Source organism: Acrocarpospora pleiomorpha, from assembly GCF_009687885.1.
Lineage (GTDB): Bacteria > Actinomycetota > Actinomycetes > Streptosporangiales > Streptosporangiaceae > Acrocarpospora > Acrocarpospora pleiomorpha.
The window spans coordinates 98327-115806 of the sequence record NZ_BLAF01000010.1; the positions used below are offsets into that span (position 1 = coordinate 98327).

Below are 17480 nucleotides of genomic sequence, written 5' to 3' on the forward strand. Positions count from 1 at the left end.
GCCGCCTTCAGACGGCGATCGTCAGCGGGTCGTCGGCCCCGAGCAGCAGCCGCCCGTAGACCTCCCTGCCGATCTCGGGCGTGGCGAAGGCGTGCCGGCCCGCGGCGTTCGCGTCGCGCCAGATCCGCCCCAGCAGCCCGTCCTGAGTGAACGCGCCCGCGCCGTTGGCCGTCATGAGGACATCGATGGCCTCCTTGCACAAGGTGACGGCGTGGCCGGTGTCCATGCGGATCCGGCCGCGCGCGCGTTCGTCCGGATAAGCGCCCGCCGCGGCGAAGGCGTCGATGTCGTCGGCGGCCCGGGCCAGCAGCAGATGCGCGGCGTCGATGTTGCTCGCCGCCTGGGCGACCGCGAGGTGGTGGGTCGGCGAATTGCGGGCCTCGGTGTAGACGGTGTATCCCACCGATCGTGCCGGCAGCTTCTCCAGCGAGTAGTCCAGCGCCGCCTTGGCCAGCCCGATGCCGGGAGCCGCGAGAATCACCGTGCCCACCGGCAGGAACGAGGCGCGCGAGCTGGGCTCGGTGCGCGCGTACGGCGTGGCGTAGTCACCCCTGGCCAGGGCGTCGAAGGTCTGGATGCGATGGTCCGGAACGTAGGCGTCCTTCACGACGAGCGTGTTGCTGCCCGTGCCGCGCATACCGAGCGTGAACCAGGTGTCCTTGACGGTCCAGTCCCCGGCCTCGACCAGGCCCAGCGCCATCGCCGGCGTGCCGTCCGGGCCGTCGATCAGCATGCCGAGCGTCGCCCAGTCGGCGACGGCGTTGCCGGAGGCGTAGGGATACTCGCCGGTGAGCAGGTATCCGCCCTCGACCTTCTCCCCGGTTCCCAGCTGGTGGCGCCGGGTCATGCCCGGGAAGAAGATCCCGCATGCCTTGGCCTTCGGGCCGACGCCCCAGATCTCGCGCTGGGCCTGCTCGCTGTAGGTGACGGCGAACCACGTACACGCGTTGACCAGCGCCGCGCTCCACCCGGTCGAACCGTCCGCGCGGCCGAGCTCGACGAGCACCTCGATCATGGTCCGGGCGCTGGCGCCGGGACCGCCGAGCCGCTGGGGGACCATCAGGTTGAACAGGCCGGCGTCGTCGACGGCGTCGGTCACCGCCTTGGTGACCTGCCGGTCCTCCTGTCCCTGCGCGGCCTCGGACCGGATCAGGTCGAAGAGGGCGCTCGCGCGCTGAACCGTCTCAACGTCCGGGCCGGGCGACCGCACCGTAACTGGGATATTCGTCATCGAGTCCTCCGAAGATGGGAAGCCGCTTCACCGGCGGGTGAAATGGATTGTGACCGTTGGGAGTTCCGCAGGTAAACGGGCTGTGATGACAGAGAACGCCGCCGCTGTTGTGCCAGCCTGTTCCGGCCCCGCGACCGCTTGACAGCGGCGTGACGCCGGGCACACCATCAGCCAGCCGCCAACCCACTGCATCCGGGGGCCACCGTGTCGCTACAGCCGGAAGGTCGTGGGTTGCTCGTCGTGTCGACCAGCGACCTCGACCACGCGCGCTCGGTCGGCGCTCAGGCGTTCTTCCGCCACCGGCTGTCGATGACCGAGACGCGTGCGATCCGCATGCGGCTGCGCGCGTGCGCGTTCGGATCGGACATCACCGTGGGACGGATCGGCTACGGGGCGCCGGTCCGGCTGGACTGCGGCCGGCTGGAGACCGGATACCAGATCAACATCCCGCTGTCCGGCCGGATCCGTTCCCGCTGCGGCGATCAGCGGCTCGCGGCGTCGCCGAAGGTCGCCGCCGTGTACACGCCGGACCCGCCGTCCGCGATCGAGCTGTGGAGCGCGGACTGCGTACAGATCGGAGTCCGGTTCAGCCGCGCGATGCTGGAGCGCACCCTCGCCGAGCTGCTCAACCACCCCGTACGCCGGGCCATCGCCTTCGACCACGCCTTCGACCTGGCCGACGGATGTCGCAGATCCTGGGCGGCGCTCGCGCGGTCCGTCCTGGATCTCGGCGCCGCCCTGCCCGCACCGGGACGGGCGCGGCTCATGGAACCCGTGATCCGCACCATCGTGACGTCGTTCCTGCACGCCGCCCGCCATGAGTACCGGGAGGAGCTCGACGCGGAGCGGCCGGTGCTCGCGAGCGGTCTCCTCCGGCGCGCCACCCGGGAGATCGAGGAGCATCTGGACGAGCCGCTCGACCTGGCCGCGCTCGCCGTCTCATGCGGGGTGAGCGTCCGCACGCTGCAGGACCAGTTCGCCCGGCAACTCGGCGTCACGCCCACGGCCTACCGGCGCCAGCTCGCCCTCCAGCATGCCCACCGCGACCTGGTACGGGCGGATCCCGCGCACACCACAGTCGCCGAGATCGCCTGCCGCTGGGGTTTCTACCACCTGGGGCGGTTCGCCCGGGAATACCGTGACCGGTTCGGCGTCACGCCGGTCGACACGTTGCGCGCATCTTGATCGGGTCTGCGCGTAGTGGCCATCCGCTGCGCTGACCGGATAGCCCTCGCCGTTCCTCGTGTCTACCTTCCCCTTCATGCCGGACAACAACACGAGGGAGTCCGTTGTGAGGAAGATCCAGCTGACCGAGTTCAACCCGATGGTGTCCCCGCACCGCGAGAACCCCCACCAGTTCTACACGTGGTCTCGGGCCGAGGAGCCGATCTGCTACAGCCCCGCGTTGAACGCCTACATGGTGACATGTTACGACGACATAAAGACCATTGTGGACGACCCGGAGACCTTCTCGTCCGCCAACGCCATTCCGACCATGTGGACCAACCCCCCCGAGGTGCTCGAAGCGCTGGACGGACTGCTGCCGGAAGCCTCCACCGTCGTCAACACCGACGAGCCCGAACACGCTCCGCTGCGCCAGGTGCTCAACCACGCTTTCTCCGGCCGCCGGGTACGCCTGCAGCTTCCGGCGATGAGACAGCGCGCGAACGAGCTGATCGACGCGTTCTCCCCCGGGCGCCGCGCGGATCTCGTCGGCCAGTACTCCGATCCCTACGTCCAGCTAGTCGTCAGCCTGGTGTTCGGGATCCCGCGCGAGCACGTGGACCGGGTTCAGGCCTGGACCGACGACTACATGCTGCTGATGAATCCGCTCGCTCCGGTGGACGGGAAGGTGGAGGCGGCCCGCAGGCTGCACGACTACCAGGCGTACGTGGAGGCGATGGCCGCGGACCGCCGCGAGAACCCGCGCGAGGACTTCATGTCCGACCTCGTCCACGGACGGGAGAACTTCCCGCCGGTGAGCCAGGGCGACCTGCACTACATGTTCCGCGGCCTCCGCTTCGCCGGCCACGACACCACCCGCGACCTGATGACCAGCGCGCTGCTGCTGATGCTCGGCGACGACCGGCGGCTCTGGGAAACGGCACTCGCCGACCGGGCGGTCCTGCCCCAGGTCATCGAGGAGACCTTGCGCCGGGACGCGCCGCACCGCGGCCTGATGCGGATCACCACCCGCGAGGTCGAGCTCAACGGCACCACGCTCCCCGAGGGCACCGCGCTGCTGCTCCTGTTCGGATCGGCCAACCGGGACGAGTCCAGGTTCGACGACCCTGACGGCGTGGACATCCACCGTCCCAACGTCCGCGAGCATCTGGCCTTCGGCAGCGGCATCCACCAGTGCCCCGGCTCCCAGCTCGCCCGCACCGAAGTACGCGTCGCCATCGAAACCCTGCTCGACCGGCTGCCGGCACTCCGGCTCGCCGAAGGGTACGAACCCGCCTACATCGCCAGCTACTTCTTCCGGGGGCTCGAGCGCCTTGACGTCGCCTGGTGATCGCACACCGCTGTCCGTCCGGGTCACCCAGGCACGGATGGAGGCGGCCGGCGTCCGCTCCCTCATCCTGCGCCGCACCAGCGGGGCCCCCGTGCCGGACTGGGCCGCGGGCGCCCACATCGACGTGCTGCTCCCCGACGGCACCACCCGGCAGTACTCGCTGTGCGGTGAGCCGGGCACGACCGATCACTACCGCATCGGTGTGCTGCGGGAACGGGACGGCCGCGGTGGCTCCCGATGGCTGCACGACGAGGTCACGGTCGGCGATGTGCTGCGGATTCGCGGGCCCCGCAACCACTTCCGCCTCGAATCCGCGCCCGGCTACCTGTTCGTCGCCGGCGGCATCGGCATCACCCCGATCCTCGCCATGATCCGCGAAGCGGAACAGGCGGGCGCGGACTGGCGCCTGCGGTACGCCGGACGCTCCCTGGGTTCCATGGCGTTCGTGGACGAGCTCACGCCGTACGACGGCCGGGTGTCCATCCAGCCCGAAGACGAGCGAGGGCGGCCGGACGTGGACGCGCTCCTCGCCACCGTGGCCCCGGACGAGCTGGTCTACGTGTGCGGGCCGACCGGCTTGATCGACGCGGTGCGAAACGCGGCGGAGCGGGCCGGCCTCACCCGGCGGGTCCGGTACGAGCTGTTTTCGGCACCGGTCGCCGGCACCGGCGATGAGACGGCCGAGCAGGGGTTCGATGTCGAACTCCTCAACTCAGGCCTGGTGCTCCGGATCCCGCCCGACCGGTCCGTACTCGATGTCGTCCTCGCCGCCGGTGTCAACGTGATCAGCGATTGCCAGGACGGCATTTGCGGTAGCTGTGAGACGGAAGTGGTCGCCGGGGAACCCGATCACCGTGACCATGTCCTCACACCCGATGAGCAGCAGGCCGGCACGTGCATGATGATCTGCGTATCGCGCTCCCTGGGACCGAGGCTCGTCCTGAGACTCTGATCAGCATCTTTACCACAAGCGTTACCATATTGCGGTGCTTCTTCAAGCCTTTGGTAAACGTAATGTCCCGCATTGACGACTCGCCGTGGAATAACTTCTCACGATTGTCTCGTAGCGTTAATCGGAGTCTTCTCTGGCATTTTAGTTTAGGCGGGCCGGCCCGCGACAACGTGGTGATTACGGAGTATTATATAGATATGCGTGCGCGTCTATTGTCGTTGCTTCTACGGCCGACGCGTTTGCCTCTCATGGCGGGCATCGGGATCAGCGCCTTGATCGTGGCGGCCGAGACTCTGCTGGCATTCCTGCTGCAGGGCCTCGTCCCCGCGAGTTCCATGAACGTGATCTACGTGCTCGGCGTGCTGGTGGTCTCCTACGCGTGCGGCCTGGTGCTGGGCACGGTGACCGCGGTGGCCAGCGGCCTCATCTACGACTACTTCCTGCTCCCCCCGTTCGGGGTCTTCACGCTGGCGGACCGGTGGGCCTGGGCGACGCTCCTGATCTTCGTCATCACCGCGGTCCTCGCCGGCGGCGTGGCGGCGTTGCTGCGGTCGTTGGTCATCGAGGCCGACGAACGCCGCAGGGACGCCGTCGTGGACGCGCGGATGGCCCGGCTCCTGCTGCGTACGGAGCATCTGCGCGAGGCCCTGCCGCTCGCCTCCCGGCAGCTGGCGCGCACGCTCGGGCTGCCGTTCGCCACGATCGAGACCGATGCCGTCGAGGGCGACGAGCGCCGCGACGCGCTGCCCCTGATGGAGGGCGCCAACCGGCTCGGCACGCTGACCGTCCCGACCGGCCTGCCGGAGATCATGACCCGCCGCGTGCACGAGCGAGTGGTGCCCTCGCTGGAGGCGCTGCTGCACGCGGCGCACGAACGTGTGGCGATCAACCAGGCCCTGGAGGTGAGCCGGGAGGAGCTGCGCCGCTTCGCCGCGGAACAGGCCGCCCTGCGCCGCGTCGCGACGCTGGTCGCGTCCGGAGTTCCGCCGGTGGAGATCTTCAACGCCGTCGCCGCGGAGGTGGGAAAGCTCCTGGGCGCCGACCGCACCGTGCTCGAACGCTACACCCCTGAGGCGGTCGTCCTGGTCTGCTCCTGGGCCAAGGACGCCTCCCGGCGCCTGCCGGCCATGGCTTCGCGCCGGCCCCTCGACGACTCGGGCATCTGGGGGATGGTGATGGCGAGTGGTCAGCCGATGCGGATGCCCGCGGGGGAGGAGCGGAAGCCGGGCGAGCCGTTCACGGTCGGCGTCCCCATCATCGTCGAGGCGCGGCTGTGGGGAGTCATGATCGCGTACTTCGGTGCCGAGAAGTCGGTGGAAGAGTCCGTCGAGGAACGTATGGTCGACTTCACCGAGCTCCTCGTGACGGCCGTGTCCAACGCCCAGGCCCGCGACGAACTGGCCGCCTCGCGGGGGCCGATGGTGCGCCACGGTATCGATTAAGAAGGCATCGACGCCGAGCCTGTCGTCAATCCGAGGGCGAGGTGGCGTCTTCGCCGGTGGCCCATGCTCCCCGCACGTGCCCGATGTGCCGGCGCATCAGCTTCTCCGCGGCGTCGGCGTCGCGGGCGCGGATCAGATCGAGCAGCTCGAAGTGCTCGCGGGCGGTGGCGACGAGCCGGCCGCGATCGGCCAGCTTCGGGATGCCGTACAGCCGCGAGCGGATCCGCAGGTTGTGCACGGTCGCCACCAGGTTCTCGTTGCCCGCGAACGCGAGCAGCTTGAGGTGGAACTGCAGGTCGGCGACGTGATGCCCGATGAAGTCCTTGTCGCGGGCCGTCCGGATCAGCTCGTCGGCCAGTTCGCTCAGCTCCATCATTCCGACGGGATCGGAGATGCCCCTCTCGGCGATGAGCCGGACCGTCGGCACTTCTATCAGCTGCCGTAATTCGGTGAGCTCGTCGAGTTCGCGCTCGGTCAGCTGGACCACTCGGAAGCCCTTGTTCGGGACGGCTTCGACGAGGCCTTCCTTGACCAGGTCGAGCATCGCCTCCCGCACGGGAGTCGCCGAGATCCCGAGCTGAGTGCCCAGCGCACGGGCCGAGTACACGGTGCCCGGCTTGAGGTAGCCGGAGATGACCGCCGCGTGCAGCGTCCGGCGCGAGGCCTCGCGCAGCGACTCCCGCGGTGCCAGCGCCCCCAGTGATTCTCTGTCACCGGCTCCGCCAGACATGTCGACCGGGCGCTCCTTCATGGGCGGGAGAAAAGGGGCTGCGTTGAGATTCATCATGGCATGCGGTCCATCGAGATCACGGTGACGCCTGGCTCCAGCCGATCGTTCATCATGCGCTGAGCAGCGCCGGCCTCGTCAATTGGGATCATCCTACTGGTGCGTCCTCCATCCTCATGCTCGCTCCACCGGACGCGTGACGCGTCGGCGAACACCGCCCGTCGGCTCGGAAACTGGATCGTTCAGAAACTGGATCGTTCAGAAACTGGATCGTTACGTCCTGGACCCACTGACCCCTTCACAAGGAAAAGGCTATCGCCTTAGTGTCTCCAGTGCTATATCGCATATCACCGATCACACCGCGGCTGCTGCCGGCCGGTGCGGAAGGAGAGAGTCCATGGCTGAGGGGACGAAGCGGCGGCTCGCGGTAGATGTGGGCGGCACCTTCATCGACTACGTCCTTCTCGACGAGGCGACCGGCGAGGTCGTGGTGGAGAAGCAGTCGGCTATGGCGAGCAACCTGGTCAACGAGTTCATGGCCGGCATCGAGCGCCTGCCGGTGCCGCTGTCCCGCATCGAGATGCTGATCCACGGCACGACGGTCGCGCTGAACACCCTCGTGCAGCTGCGCGGCGCCAAGACCGGGCTGCTGACCACCAAAGGCTGCCGCGACGTGCTCGAACTGGGCCGCGGCGGCCGCCCTCAGATCTTCGACCTGCAGATTACGGCAGCGACGCCACTGGTCGAGCGCAAGCTGCGCCGCGAGATCGGTGAGCGGATGGCCGCCGACGGGACGGTGCTCCGCCCGGTGGAGATCGAAGAGGTCAGGCGCGAGGTCGATTTCCTGGTCGCCCAGGGCGTGACGGCCGTCGCCATCACGTTCCTGCACAGCTACAAGAACCCCGAGAACGAGCGGATCGTGGCCGACTTCGTCCGTACCGCCTACCCTGACCTGGCCGTCAGTGTCTCCAGCGAGCTGGTACGGGAGTGGCGGGAGTTCGAGCGGACCTCGACGACGGTCATCAACGCGTTCACCCAGCCGCACTTCGCCGGCTACGCCCGCTCGGTCGAGAAGGCGACCCGGGAGGCCGGGCTGGCTCACCCGATCGCCTTCCTGCGGTCCAACGGCAGCGTGATGCCGATCAGCGCCGCCGAGAGCCGTCCCGTGGACACGCTCGGTTCCGGCCCGGCCGGGGGAGTCGTGGGGGCGAAAGCGGTCCTGGAGGCCACCGGATACAAGAACGCCATCTGCGCCGATGTCGGCGGCACGACCTACGACGTCGCGCTGATCCAGAACGGCGAGATCGTCGAGCGTTCCAACACCATCGTCGAAGATCGGCCGATCATGGGCTCGGTCATCGACATCATCTCGGTCGGCGCGGGCGGCGGGTCCCTGGCTTCCCTCGACCCGCTGTCGGGAAGCCTGAAGGTCGGGCCCGAGAGCGCCGGCGCCCAGCCGGGGCCGGCCTGCTTCGGCCTCGGCGGCCTGCTCCCGACCGTCACCGACGCGCAGGTCGTGCTGCACCTTCTCGATCCTGACCGGTTCCTCGGGCGGCGCATGACCCTCAACAGGTCCCTGGCGGAGAAGGCGATCGGCGAAGCGCTCGGAACCGGGGCGACCGTGGTCGAGCACGCGGCGGGGATCATCGCGGTCGCGCAGGCCAACATGGCCAACGCCATCCGGCAGATCACCACCCAGCGCGGCCTCGATCCCCGGGACTTCGTGATGATCTCCTATGGCGGCGGTGGGGGGTTGTTCGCGGCGGGCGTCAGCGAAGAACTCGGCATCAGGACGGTGCTCATCCCGCCCGCGGCGGCGGGATTCTCCGCCTGGGGAATGCTGACCAGCGACTATCGCGAGGACGCGACGCTCACCTCGTCGCGCCCGATCACGGCGGACAGCCTGCCGATGATCGTGCGAGACCTGCGGGAACTGCGTTCCCAGGCGTCCGCGGCGCTGATCGGGTACGGCTTCGCCCCGCAGGCACTCACGTGCTCCTTCACCGCGGAAGTGCGGTTCGCCGGCCAGGAGCACACCATCAACACGCCGATCGACTCCGACATCCTCGACGGTGACGCCGGCGGCCTGCTCGACGAGCTCCCCGCCCGTTTCGTCGAGCGCCACCGTGAACGGTACGGACACGGAGACCGTGACGCTCCGACCGAGATCGTCACCCTGCGGTGCCGAGCCGTCGCCCCCGTCGTACGGCCGGCGAACGCCCGGCCCCAGGCGAGGGCCGCCGCGGCACCGGTGACCAGCCGCGACATCTGGTTCGCTGACGGCGGCTGGCGCGCGGCCGTCCCGGTATACGAGCGCGGCGACCTCGGAGCCGAACGCGTGTTCGACGGCCCGGCGGTCATCGACGAGTGGACGACCACGGTGATCGTGCCGCCGCGGTGGAGCGCACGCGTGGATCAGCTCGGCAACCTCGAACTCATCCTCCAGGACAAAGGATCCGACCGATGACGATGATGACCGACCCGGTCCGGGCTGAGATCACCCGCAACGCGCTGGTCTCGGCGGCGCAGGAGATGCACGACACCCTGGTCCGGAGCGCGTACAACCCGCTGATCTTCGACGTCAAGGACTTCGGCGTCACGATCCTGTCCGCGGACGGCGACCTGTGGGCCGACGCGCCGGGGCTGCCCGTTTTCATCGGAGCCCTGCCCGAAACCGTGCGGTCGGGGATCCGCCGCTGGGGAAAGGACGGCTTCCGCGACGGTGACGTCCTCATCGCGAACTGCCCCTACATCACCGGCACCCACCTGTCGGACACCGCCGTGTACATGCCCGTCTTCCATGACGGCCGGCTCGTCGCCTTCACCGCCACCATGGCCCACTGGGCCGACATCGGCGGCATGAGCCCGGGCGGCTGGACGGTGGACTCCACCGAGATCTACCAGGAGGGCCTGCGCTTCACCAACCAGCGGCTGCACATCGCCGGCGAACCCAACGTCGACCTGCTGTCCTTCATCGAGACCAACGTACGCGTCTCCAAGATCGTCATGGGTGACCTCCAGGCCCAGATCGCGACGTGCCTCACCGGCGCCCGCCGCGTCCAGGCCCTCTGTGACCGTTACGGGCCCGGGGACGTGACGGCGATCATGAGCAATGTCATCGACCAGACCGAGGCGGCGTTGCGCCGTGAGATCGCCGATCTTCCCGACGGGGACATGGCGCGCGAGGTCGAACTGGACTTCGACGGCGTGGACCGGAGCTACCGGCCGCGCGTCGCCGTGCAGGTCTCGGTCAGCGGCGACCGCCTGCGCGTGTCGTTCGACGGCACCTCGGCCGCGGCGTCCGGGCCGATCAACATCGGGCAGGCGGCGACCATCAGCGCGGTCATCGAATCGGTGAAGGGAATCCTGGATCCGCTCAGGCCGACGAACGAGGCGCACCTGCGGGTCGTCGATTTCTCCTGGCCGGAGAGCGAGACCATGGTCACCCCCCGCGAGCCGGCGCCCTGCGACTCGTACGGCTATGTCGGAACCAGCCTTACCGAGCTGCTGGTGCACGCCTTGACCGACGTCGCCCCGCATCGGGGACGCGCTTCGTCTTATCAAATGTGGTCCGAATATGTGATGTGCACCAATGGTTCGGCACGTAATCGGTTCGTCTTCGCGGAACCTGTTATGGGGGGACACGGCGCATTCGAGGGTCACGACGGGGGGACATTCGTCTTCACCGGCGATGGGGACACGCTTAACACCCCCATCGAGGTCATGGAAACCCGGTATCCGCTGCGTTGCGAGGAATTCGCGCTCAATCCGGTGTCGAGCGGCGCCGGCCGGTTCCGGGGCGGTATGGGCGTCATCCGCGATATCCGCATCCTGCAGGACGACTGCATGATCAAGACGGCGCTCGAGAACACGAAGGATCCGCTCGCCCGCGGCCTTTACGGCGGCGCGCCCGGTGCCGGTTCTCGCGCGATCCTCACGTACCCGGACGGCGAGACCGTCGTCCAGTACGAGCGAGTCGGCGACGTCGCGATGCCCAAGGGAACGGTGATCGGCGTCCGTACCGGCGGGGGAGGGGGATACGGCGATCCGCTCGACCGGGATCCCCAGCGGGTCATGAACGACGTCGACAACGAACTCCTGACCATCGAGGACGCCGTGGCGATCTACGGCGTGCACCTGCAGCACACCGTCGAGGCCGGCCTGTCGGTCAATCAGGAAAAGACCGACCTCGAACGTTCGATGGCCCGTGACGCCCGTTCCGCAGAGAAAGGCGATATTTCATGAGAACAACCACTTTGGGCGCGATCATCGCGGGAGCCGGCCTCGTCATCCCGATAGTGGCGGCTTGTGCCGCGAGCGACCCCGCCGGCACCCAGTCGCCCGCCGGCGGAACGCCGTTGCGCGTAAGCTTCGCCACCGCGCCGTCCTCCATCGACCCCGCGAAGAGCTGCACGGGCGAAGACCGGCAGCTGCTGAACTCCCTGTACGTCCGGCTCGTCGACTTCGGCGCCAAGCCCAGCGAAGCCGGCACCACGAAGATCGACTACTCGAAGATCCTGCCCTACCTGGCGAAGAGCTGGACCGCGTCCGACGACGGCAAGACCTACACATTCCAGCTGAACACCGGCTGGAAGTTCCCCAGCGGCGCCGCGATGGACGCCAGCGCGGTCAAATTCTCCCTGGACCGCGCCCTCACCATGAACCAGTGCGGCGCGACCATCCTGAACGACCTGTACTCCGACCCCAACCTGATCACCGAGATCGCCGCGCCGGACGCGAACACGGTCGTCATCACGCTCGACAAGCCGGACCCGCAGATCCTCTCGGCCCTCGCCGACACCTCGGGCGGCATCGTCGACCCCGGCGTCGTCAACGCGAACGGCGGAGTGGTCAAGGACACGGCGAACACGTGGATGGATTCGCACTCCGCCGGCGGCGGCCCATTCACCCTGGAATCCTATTCACCCGGCACATCGGCGGTCCTCAAGGCCAACCCGGCGTTCGGCGGCCCGCCGCCACTGAGTAAAGAGATCAACGTCACCTGGACCACGTCCCCCGCGACGGAACTCGTCAACGTCCAGAACGGCGCCACCGACATCGCCTTCGGACTGGGCGGCTCAGCCTTCAATTCGCTGCGGTCATCCTCATCGGTCCAGGTCGTGTCCTACGACGACACCCAGTCGATGCTCATGACAATGCCGAACAACAAGGCCCCGTGGACCAACGAGAAGGTCAGGGAAGCCGCCGTTCTCGCCATCCCGACGCAGGACATCATCAAGAACGTCATGTACGGCTTCGGCAAGCCCTACTACGGCCCGATCCCGCCGTCCATGCCCGGCTACAGCGACCAGTACGGCCAACCGGTCGCGCAGGACATCGCCAAGGCCAAGGCGCTGATCGCGGAATCCGGCGTCAAGACACCCATCGAGGTCACCCTCGACATCCAGTCCGGCGACCAGAACCAGAAGACCATCTCGACCATCGTCCAGAGCGCCCTCCAGCAGATCGGCATCAACCTCACGCTCCGGACGCTCACCTCGAGCGCCTGGTCTGACGCGGTCTACAACGGCAAGAGCCAGGCGGCGCTGCGACTGGACGGACCCGCGTACGCCAACGCCGGCTATTACCTCCAGTACGACGAGGACTGCGACAGCGCGTACAACACCGGCTACATCTGCATCCCCGCCAACACGGACCTGCTGAAGCAAGCCCGGGCCACCAGCGACACGGCGAAGCAGAACCAGCTCTACGCCGAGATCACGAAGAACTACGTGGCGCGATTCCCGCGAGTGACCCTGTACCAGAGCCTCACGCCGGTCGCGCTGAACAAGACGGTGAAGAGCTTCCACTACTCCGAGTCGCTCGACATGCGCCGCTGGGCGAAGTCATAGGCAGGGCGGCCGACCATGACGACACGCGTTGATCCAGGCATTCGCCATCGTGTGCCTGGAAAGACGGGACGCGGTGCACGACGGTGGCCTGCCGTCCTGTCCGTCGCCATCCTGGTCGCCTATGTCGCGCTGGCCGTCGCGGGAGTATTCCTGCGGCACCAGGCGGACCTGGTGGACGTGAGCCGGACACTCCAGCCTCCCGATGGCCACCACCTCTTCGGCACCGACGGCGAAGGGCGCGACATCTTCGCCCGGGTGTCCGTCGGCGCCGGGATCTCGATGGCGCTGGCCGCGATCTCGGTGGGTCTGGGCGCCATCGGCGGTCTGGCGGTGGCCCTCGTGTGCGGAGTCGGGCCGCACTGGCTGGACCGGACGGTCATGGCGCCGATGAACGCGATCCTGGCGTTCCCCCAGCTGCTGCTGGCGATGGCCATCGCCATCGGCCTGGGCACCGGGCTGACCAGCGCGGTGACCGGCATCGTCGTGACGATCATTCCGGTGTTCGCCGTGACCCTGCGCGCGGAGGCGCTGCGCAGCAAGTCCGAGGCCTTCGTCCAGGCGGCGGTCACGATCGGAGTCCCGAAATGGCGGATCGCGCTGCGGCACGTCGTGCCGTACCTGTCGACGACCTTGACGATCCAGGTGGCCGCGAACTTCGGCGCGGCGGTCCTCACCCTGGCCGCGCTGAGCTACGTCGGCGTCGGCGCGAAACCGCCGACCGCGGAGTGGGGAGCGATGATCACCGACGGACTGCAGTACGCGGCCAGCGGCCAGTGGTGGGTCGGTGTCGCCCCCGGTGTCGCGCTGCTGGTGCTCGTCCTCGTCGTCAACATCTTCACTGATCAGCTTCGCGTTCGTAACCGGGCCGAGGGGAGTGACGCGTGATTCGCAACTTCCGCCGGCGGCTCGTGGAGAGCCTGGTGACGATCGTCATCGCCTCGCTGGTGTCCTTCGTCGTCCTGCGTACGCTGCCGGGCGACCCGGCACGCCTGATCGCCGGACCTCTGGCGAGCCCCGAGACCCTGGCGGCCACCCGGCGTGGCCTCGGGCTCGACGAGCCCTTCTTCGAGCAGTACGCGGGCTTCCTCTGGGACTTCGTGCGCGGCGAATGGGGCTATTCGTTCTCGTTGGGGCAGGATGTGCTCCCGGCCATCGCCGCCCGGCTGCCGGCCACGCTGGAACTGGCCGCCTACGCGTTCGTGCTCGCGGTGCTGGGCGCGATCGTGTGCGCGACCCTGGCCAGCTATCGCGACGGCTTCGCCCGCGGCCTCATCCGCCTGTTCGCCCTCATCGGCCTGGGCAGCCCGCCGTTCTGGGTAGGCCTGGTGCTCATCGTCATGTTCTCCTCGAAGCTCGGGATCTTCCCAGGGCCGACCGGCAGGCTGTCACCCTTCCTGAGCCCGCCGGAGCCGGTCACCGGCTTCTACACGCTCGACTTCCTGCTGCGGGGAGACCTCGTCGGGCTCAGCGACGCCGCCGCCCATCTCGTCCTGCCCGTCGTCTCCCTCGCGCTCCTGCCGTGGGCGTTCCTGACGCGGCTGCTGACCGCGAACATGACCGACACCTCGGCCTCGCCGTTCGTGCTCGTCGTGCGCAGCAAGGGCGTCAGCGCCTGGCGGACTCACCTCCGGCACGTCCTGGTCAACAGCCTGCTGCCCACCGTCAGCTCGTGCGGCGTCATCTTCGCCTCGCTGATCACCGGAAGCGTGCTCACGGAGACGGTCTTCAACTGGCCGGGCGTGGGATTCCTGCTGACCAAGGGCATATCCGCCCAGGATTTCGCGCTCATGCAGAGCTTCATCCTGATCAGCGCCATCGTCTACATCATCGGAAACATCATCGGGGACGTCGCGAACGCGATCATCGACCCTCGGCTGCGCGCACGCGAGAGTGTCACATGACCACACCATCCACGAGCGTGATCGACGTTCGCGATCTGCACGTGTCGTACGGCCCGACCGAGGTCCTGCACGGGATCTCCTTCACCGTGAAACGAGGAGGGAGGCTCGGGATCGTCGGGGAGTCCGGATCGGGAAAGTCGACCGTGGCCCGGGCCGTGCTCGGTCTGCTGCCAGGCGCCGGCCGGGTCGGCCACGGGGAGATCAGCGTGCTCGGCGCCGACGTCGTGTCCCGCTCCGAGCGGGAGATGAACCGGCTGCGCGGCCGCGTGATCTCCCTGGTCTTCCAGGACCCGCTGACCTCCCTGGACCCGGTGAAGAGCGTCGGCACGCAGATCGCCGAGGTCATCACCCAGCACCACCCGAAGCTGTCCGGGCGTGAGGTGTCGGAGCGCTGCGTACAGCTCCTGGAGGAAGTCGGCGTGACCGAGCCGCGGCGACGGCTCAAGCAGTACCCCCACGAGTTCTCCGGCGGCATGCGCCAGCGCGTGCTGATCGCGATCGCCATCGCCAATCAGCCCGACGTGCTCATCGCCGACGAGCCCACGACGGCCCTCGACGTCACCACCCAGGCACAGGTGCTGAAGCTGCTGCGGACCACCGCGGAACGGCACGACATGTCGGTCATCCTCATTACCCACGACCTCGGCGTCGTCGCGGAATTCTGCGACGAGATCGTCGTCATGAAAGACGGCGTCATCGTCGAGACCGGACCTGCGGCCCAGATCTTCACCGCGCCCGCCAGCGAGTACACCAGGCATCTGCTCGACTGCCTGCCACGTCCGGGCGACCGCCGGCCAGGACCCGAATTCGACTACGCCCAGGCGCCGCCGCCGAAAACCGTGCTCCAGGTGTCGAGCCTGCGCAAGCAGTACGGCCGCGCGGTGCTGCGCGGCGTCGACCTGACCATTCACGCCGGCGAGACGATGGGGGTCGTCGGCGAATCCGGCGCGGGAAAGTCCACCCTGGCCCGTACGGTCATCCGGATCGAGCAGCCCACCTCGGGCACGGTCGAGATCAACGGCGCGGACTTCACCCGCGCCTCGGCACGACACCTGCGTGATCTCCGCCGTGATGTGCAGATGGTCTTCCAGGACCCCTTCGGCTCGCTCGACCCCCATATGCGCGTCGAGGACATCGTGGCGCAGCCCCTGCTCGTGCACCGCCTCGCCGATCGCCGCGCCGCGCGGGAACAAGCGGCCGGCATGCTCGCCGACATGGGCCTCGGCGCGGAGTACCTGTCGCGGCTCCCGCGCAACCTGTCCGGCGGCCAACGCCAGCGGGTCGCCATCGCGCGCGCCCTGATCATGCGTCCGGCCCTCGCGGTGCTCGACGAGCCGATCTCGGCTCTGGACGTCTCGGTGCGCTCCCAGGTGCTGGATCTCCTCCGCAAGGAGCAGCTCCAGCTGGGCACGGCGTATCTCTTCGTGGTCCACGACCTCTCGGTGGCCCAGTACTTCTGCGACCGCATCGCCGTGCTCTACCAGGGCGAGGTCGTCGAGGTCGCCACCCCGAAAGATCTGTTCGATCAGCCCAAACACCCCTACACCGCCAGCCTTCTCAACGCGATCCCCGACCCCTGGAAACAGTTCGGCCTGATGGAGGACACCCAGTGAGCACCCTCGGCCTTCGTGGCGCGACAGTCTTCGACGCGACCGGCCGCGACCCCGTCCGAGCCGACGTGTGGCTGACCGGCTCGACGATCGCCGAGATCGGCCCCGGGCCAGGCCACCGAGACGCCGGGGAAGTCCTCGACCTGGACGGTCACACCATCCTGCCGGGCTTCATCGACGCGCACGCGCACGTCGGGCTGCTGTCGTTCAGCGCGCAGTCGGCGTGGTCGGACGCGGAGCAGGCCGGCTACATCTTCAGGAACCTCCGCGAGGCGCTCGACCAGGGTTTCACGACGCTACGGGATCTGGGCGGGATCGACGGCGGCGTCGTCAAAGCCGCCGCGGCCGGTCTGATCGAGGCGCCCCGGGTGCTGCCGAGCGGGCAGATCCTCTCCCAGATCGGCGGCCACGGCGACATGAGGCCGAGGTTCTCCGACGACCCCGAGAATCCGAGCCTCGGGTGCGGGGGACTGGCGCGCAACCACGCGCTGTGCACGGGGGCCGACCAGGTGCGCGCCGCCGTGCGGACGCAACTGCGCCGCGGCGCGACCCAGATCAAGATGTTCGTGACCGGCGGCGTCCTGTCCGAAGGCGACCCGCTCGACAAACCCCAGTTCACGGTCGAGGAGATCCATGCCGCCAACTTCGAGGCCGAGAGCTTCGGCAGCTACGTGACCGTGCACGCGCACAGCCGCGAGGGGATCCTGCGGGCGCTCGAGGCCGGCGTCCGCTCCTTCGAGCACGGCTCGATGGTCGACGACGAGGTCGTCGCGGCGCTGGCCCGCCACGGCGCGACGGTCGTTCCCACCCTGGCCGTCGACGAGGTGCTGGGCTCGGACCCCGCCGCCTGGGGCGTTCCCGCGCACCTGGTCGAGGACATCGAAGAGCTACGGCAGGCCCAGCAGCGCTCGGTCGAGCTGCTGCACGCCGCGCGCGTGCCGCTGGGGTCGGGCGCCGATCTCATCGGCATCACGCAGCGCACCCGGGGCAGGGAAATCTATCTGAAGGCCAAGCTGATCGGGTTGCCGGACGCCATCGAGTCCGCGACCAGGGTCAACGCCGAGCTGCTGCGGATCTCCGATCGTGTGGGGACCATCGAAGCCGGGAAGACCGCCGACCTCGTGATCTATGAAGGCGACGCGGCCGTAGACGCGGAGATCATCGGCACGACCCGTCCGAAGTTCGTCGTGCAAGGCGGACGGATCATCCGACGGTAACCGTTCGCCCCGGCCCTGCGTCGCCCCTAACAA

The 17480-nt window shown here is 68.4% G+C and carries 13 protein-coding genes; 11 read left to right on the forward strand and 2 right to left on the reverse strand.

The window, feature by feature from the left end:
• Window positions 1-7: 7 nt before the first annotated feature.
• Window positions 8-1231, reverse strand: coding sequence for an acyl-CoA dehydrogenase family protein (locus tag Aple_RS10080; protein WP_155344245.1), 1224 nt, complete (start codon window positions 1229-1231; stop codon window positions 8-10).
• A gap of 240 nt (window positions 1232-1471) precedes the next feature.
• Between Aple_RS10080 and Aple_RS10085 the strand changes: the two genes are divergently transcribed.
• From Aple_RS10085 to Aple_RS10100, 4 genes are all read left to right on the forward strand, one after another.
• Window positions 1472-2416: an AraC family transcriptional regulator gene (locus Aple_RS10085; RefSeq protein ID WP_155344246.1), complete on the forward strand. Its 945-nt coding sequence runs from the start codon at window positions 1472-1474 to the stop codon at window positions 2414-2416.
• A gap of 106 nt (window positions 2417-2522) precedes the next feature.
• Entirely contained in the window at window positions 2523-3746 is a 1224-nt protein-coding gene (locus tag Aple_RS10090) for a cytochrome P450 (RefSeq protein WP_218038221.1), read from the forward strand.
• Window positions 3730-4698 (forward strand): PDR/VanB family oxidoreductase, encoded by a 969-nt coding sequence (locus Aple_RS10095; RefSeq protein ID WP_218038222.1) that lies wholly within the window; start codon window positions 3730-3732, stop codon window positions 4696-4698. Before Aple_RS10090 ends, Aple_RS10095 begins: the two co-directional genes overlap by 17 nt.
• A gap of 248 nt (window positions 4699-4946) precedes the next feature.
• Window positions 4947-6140: a DUF4118 domain-containing protein gene (locus tag Aple_RS10100; RefSeq protein WP_218038223.1), complete on the forward strand. Its 1194-nt coding sequence runs from the start codon at window positions 4947-4949 to the stop codon at window positions 6138-6140.
• A 25-nt stretch (window positions 6141-6165) separates the two neighbouring features.
• Here Aple_RS10100 and Aple_RS10105 read toward each other — a convergent pair whose 3' ends face one another.
• Window positions 6166-6891 (reverse strand): GntR family transcriptional regulator, encoded by a 726-nt coding sequence (locus Aple_RS10105; RefSeq protein ID WP_246264325.1) that lies wholly within the window; start codon window positions 6889-6891, stop codon window positions 6166-6168.
• Between the two features lie 373 nt (window positions 6892-7264).
• Between Aple_RS10105 and Aple_RS10110 the strand changes: the two genes are divergently transcribed.
• From Aple_RS10110 to Aple_RS10140, 7 genes are read left to right on the forward strand one after another with little or no spacing between them, the layout of a single operon-like run.
• Window positions 7265-9334 carry a hydantoinase/oxoprolinase family protein gene (locus Aple_RS10110; protein WP_155344250.1) on the forward strand — a complete coding sequence of 690 codons (2070 nt, stop codon included), beginning with the start codon at window positions 7265-7267 and terminating at the stop codon, window positions 9332-9334.
• The gene (locus Aple_RS10115; protein ID WP_155344251.1) at window positions 9331-11112 is read left to right on the forward strand and encodes a hydantoinase B/oxoprolinase family protein; all 1782 of its coding nucleotides are present in this window, start codon (window positions 9331-9333) and stop codon (window positions 11110-11112) included. Before Aple_RS10110 ends, Aple_RS10115 begins: the two co-directional genes overlap by 4 nt.
• Window positions 11109-12719 (forward strand): ABC transporter substrate-binding protein, encoded by a 1611-nt coding sequence (locus tag Aple_RS10120; protein ID WP_155344252.1) that lies wholly within the window; start codon window positions 11109-11111, stop codon window positions 12717-12719. The genes Aple_RS10115 and Aple_RS10120 overlap by 4 nt, the downstream gene beginning before the upstream one ends.
• A gap of 51 nt (window positions 12720-12770) precedes the next feature.
• Window positions 12771-13604 (forward strand): ABC transporter permease, encoded by an 834-nt coding sequence (locus Aple_RS10125; RefSeq protein ID WP_170321381.1) that lies wholly within the window; start codon window positions 12771-12773, stop codon window positions 13602-13604.
• Window positions 13601-14620, forward strand: a complete 1020-nt coding sequence (locus Aple_RS10130) for an ABC transporter permease (RefSeq protein WP_155344254.1) — start codon at window positions 13601-13603, stop codon at window positions 14618-14620. The genes Aple_RS10125 and Aple_RS10130 overlap by 4 nt, the downstream gene beginning before the upstream one ends.
• Window positions 14621-14637: 17 nt before the next feature.
• Entirely contained in the window at window positions 14638-16233 is a 1596-nt protein-coding gene (locus Aple_RS10135; RefSeq protein WP_170321382.1) for a dipeptide ABC transporter ATP-binding protein, read from the forward strand.
• Window positions 16230-17447 (forward strand): metal-dependent hydrolase family protein, encoded by a 1218-nt coding sequence (locus Aple_RS10140; RefSeq protein WP_170321383.1) that lies wholly within the window; start codon window positions 16230-16232, stop codon window positions 17445-17447. The genes Aple_RS10135 and Aple_RS10140 overlap by 4 nt, the downstream gene beginning before the upstream one ends.
• The last annotated feature ends 33 nt before the right edge of the window (window positions 17448-17480 follow it).